At 68.2% G+C, this 2,653-nt stretch carries 4 protein-coding genes; 2 read left to right on the forward strand and 2 right to left on the reverse strand.

The window, feature by feature from the left end; all coding sequences use genetic code 11:
- Positions 1–684: SAM-dependent methyltransferase (locus tag AC1DZ6_RS23165; RefSeq protein WP_477099464.1), on the reverse strand; the 684-nt coding region annotated here is incomplete at its 3' end.
- Positions 671–1,582, reverse strand: coding sequence for a prolipoprotein diacylglyceryl transferase (gene lgt, locus AC1DZ6_RS23170; protein ID WP_477099465.1), 912 nt, complete (start codon positions 1,580–1,582; stop codon positions 671–673). The genes AC1DZ6_RS23165 and lgt, both read right to left, overlap by 14 nt.
- A gap of 117 nt (positions 1,583–1,699) precedes the next feature.
- Here lgt and AC1DZ6_RS23175 point away from each other — a divergent pair, with 117 nt between their 5' ends.
- On the forward strand, positions 1,700–1,954 hold the full coding sequence (locus AC1DZ6_RS23175) for an accessory factor UbiK family protein (RefSeq protein WP_477099466.1): 255 nt from the start codon (positions 1,700–1,702) through the stop codon (positions 1,952–1,954).
- Between the two features lie 126 nt (positions 1,955–2,080).
- A complete protein-coding gene (locus tag AC1DZ6_RS23180; RefSeq protein WP_056459958.1) occupies positions 2,081–2,587 on the forward strand; it encodes a type III secretion system chaperone family protein in 507 nt (168 codons plus the stop codon).
- Positions 2,588–2,653: the final 66 nt, after the last annotated feature.

Consider the following 2,653-nt stretch of genomic DNA (forward strand, 5'->3'; position numbering starts at 1 on the left):
GGGGGTGAAGGCGGTTCCGCTTCCGCTGAGGCCGATGTGTCGTCCAACGCCGTAAACACCCCCACCCCCGGCCCCTCCCCCATCGAGGGGAAGGGGGGATAATGCGCGTAGCCCGAACGCCAGCTCGCCCTTGCCATCCAGTCCCACCATCCGTTCCGCCCARCCGCCCTCGGTTCGCACGAACTGATGCGCCGGCAGGCAGTCCAGCACCTCGTTGGCGACCAGGATCAGCGGCGCGCCGGCCGGGACGGCCTCCAGGCGATCGGTCCAGTTCGGCGTCCGGGGCGCCAGCTTCGCGGCCTGGGCCGCGCGCAGCGGCGGCGACACCTCGACCAGCCAGAGGTCGGCCGCCTCGAGGAATTCCGGCAGCAGCCTCGCCGCGCGCAGGATGTCGGACATCAGCGTCCCGTCGCCGGGCCCTATCTCCACGATCCGCACCGGAGAAGGCCGGCCCATGCGGGTCCAGGTCTCCAGGATCCACAGGCCGATCAGCTCGCCGAACATCTGGCTGACGCCGGGCGCCGTGAGGAAGTCGCCGCTTTCGCCCCCCCTCATCCCTTCAAGCGCCGGGCGGGTCGCGTAGTAGCCGTCGCGCGGGTCGTGCAGGCAGCGGGTGAAGTACTCGGCGACGCTGATCGGGCCGTCCTGGACGATCTGCGCCTTCAGGCGGTCAAGCAGGCTCATGGTCTTCCGCGAGCGGAGCGGGAGCCGGTTCGCGCAGGGCCCGCCAAAGCAGCCAGCCGCCGACCAGCAGCATCGGGATCGACAGGATCATCCCCATGGTCAGGCCCAGAGGGAAGTCGGGCATGCCGTGATCGGGATTGCGCACGTTCTCGAGCAGGGCGCGGAACAGGCCGTAGCAGATCAGGAAGGTCGCCACGAGCGCGCCCCGGCGTTGCAGCCACTTCAACTTGTGGGCCGCGACGTTGAGGATCACGAACAGCACCACGCCCTCAAGCGCCGCCTCGTACAGCTGGCTGGGATGGCGCGGCAGCTCGCCGGCGGGGCAAACCCCGCCGCGATTGGCGGCCCGGATCGTGTCGTTGCAGAACACCATGCCGAACGGGTGATCGGTGACCCGGCCCCACAGCTCGCCGTTGATGAAATTGGCGCAGCGGCCGAAGAAGAGGCCGATCGGCGCGACGGGCGCGATCAGGTCGCCCAGCTTCAGCATGTCGATCTTCTGCTGGCGGGCGAACAGCGCGATCGCCGCGCAGACGCCCAGGAAGCCGCCGTGGAAGGACATGCCGCCTTCCCAGATCTTGAACACGTCGAACGGGTGCTCGGCCAGGCCGGCCCGCTGGTCGGCGTTCATCATCATGTAGAACAGCACGTAGCCGATCCGGCCGCCCAGGATGATGCCCAGGGTGATCCACAGCACCAGGTCGTCGATCTGCAGCGACGTGGCGGTCGGCTTGTAGCCGCCCCACAGCTTGGCGTCGCGGACCAGCCGGATCGCGTACTGCCAGCCCAGCAGGATGCCGGCGACATAGGCCAGGGCGTACCAGCGCAGGGCCAGCGGCCCCCATTGCAGCGCCCAGGGGCCGATGTGAACGATGGGATCGATGTCGGGGAAGATCACGCCGCGAGCGCTCCGGACGGACAGATGGTCGCACCTCTACCGCGTTCCTCCTTCGCTTTCATCCCTCGTTTCCCATATAAGACCCGCGACCAACCGCGCCGCGCCTCTGGAATCTCAATGCACAGCCAAAACCCGTTCCTCGACGAATTCGCCAAGCTGACCCAGGCCGCCATGGGCATCGCCCAGACCGCCGGCGAGGAAGCCAAGACCGCGATGCGGGCCCAGGCCGACCGTCTGGCCGCCGAGTTCGACCTGATCCGGCGTGACGATTTCGAAGCCCTCAAGGCCGAGGTGGCCGCTCTGCGCGCGGAAGTCGCCGAGCTGAAGGTCAAGAAGGCGCCCGCCAAGAAGAGCGGCAACGCGGCCGAATAGGCGAGTTTCGTTCCCGTTTAACGTGAAGGCGGTTGTGACGCCGCCCACGAAGCAGATTAGAGTCCCTGAAGTGGGTGATTTGGTCGGGTCCCACGACCCGTCTCTCCCCGGGGGCCGAAGGTTCTTATGGACACCCAACCCGAAGAAGACGACGTCCTGCTGGCGATGGATCCCCTCGAGGTCGTCGAGCACGTGCTCGCGGCCGAGAACCTGACGTTCGACCGCACCGAAGACGGCGACCTGGCCTTCGCCCTGACCGGCGACTGGAAGGACTACGAGCTGTGGTTCGCCTGGCGGCCCGAGGCCGACTGCCTGCAGCTGTGCCTGTCGCTGGACCTGCGCGCCGCCAAGACCAAGCGTCCCAGCGCCTACGAACTGCTGTCGATGATCAACCAACGCGTCTGGCTGGGCCATTTCGAGGTCTGGACCGACGACGGCGAGGTCGTGTTCCGCCACGCCCTGGCCCTGCCGGCCGGCGAGCGCCCGACCATGGCCCAGGCTGCCTCGATGATCGACGCCGCCGTGGAGGCCGCCGACCGCTTCTACCCCGCCTTCGACTTCCTGCTGCACGGCGCCAAGACCCCGGACGAGGCCATGGCCGCCTGCATGTTCGAGACCGTGGGGCAGGCTTAAGGCTACGGCCGGGGACATGCCCTTGCGGCGTGTCCCCACTCCAGACCCCGTGCGCCGGATGGGGAC

This window comes from Caulobacter sp. P1_B12_2 (genome assembly GCF_056406675.1).

Coding starts and splice junctions, on each gene's coding strand:
- AC1DZ6_RS23175 (WP_477099466.1), top strand. CDS start 1,700: ATGCACAGCCAAAACCCGTTCCTCGACGAATTCGCCAAGCTGACCCAG.
- AC1DZ6_RS23180 (WP_056459958.1), top strand. CDS start 2,081: ATGGACACCCAACCCGAAGAAGACGACGTCCTGCTGGCGATGGATCCC.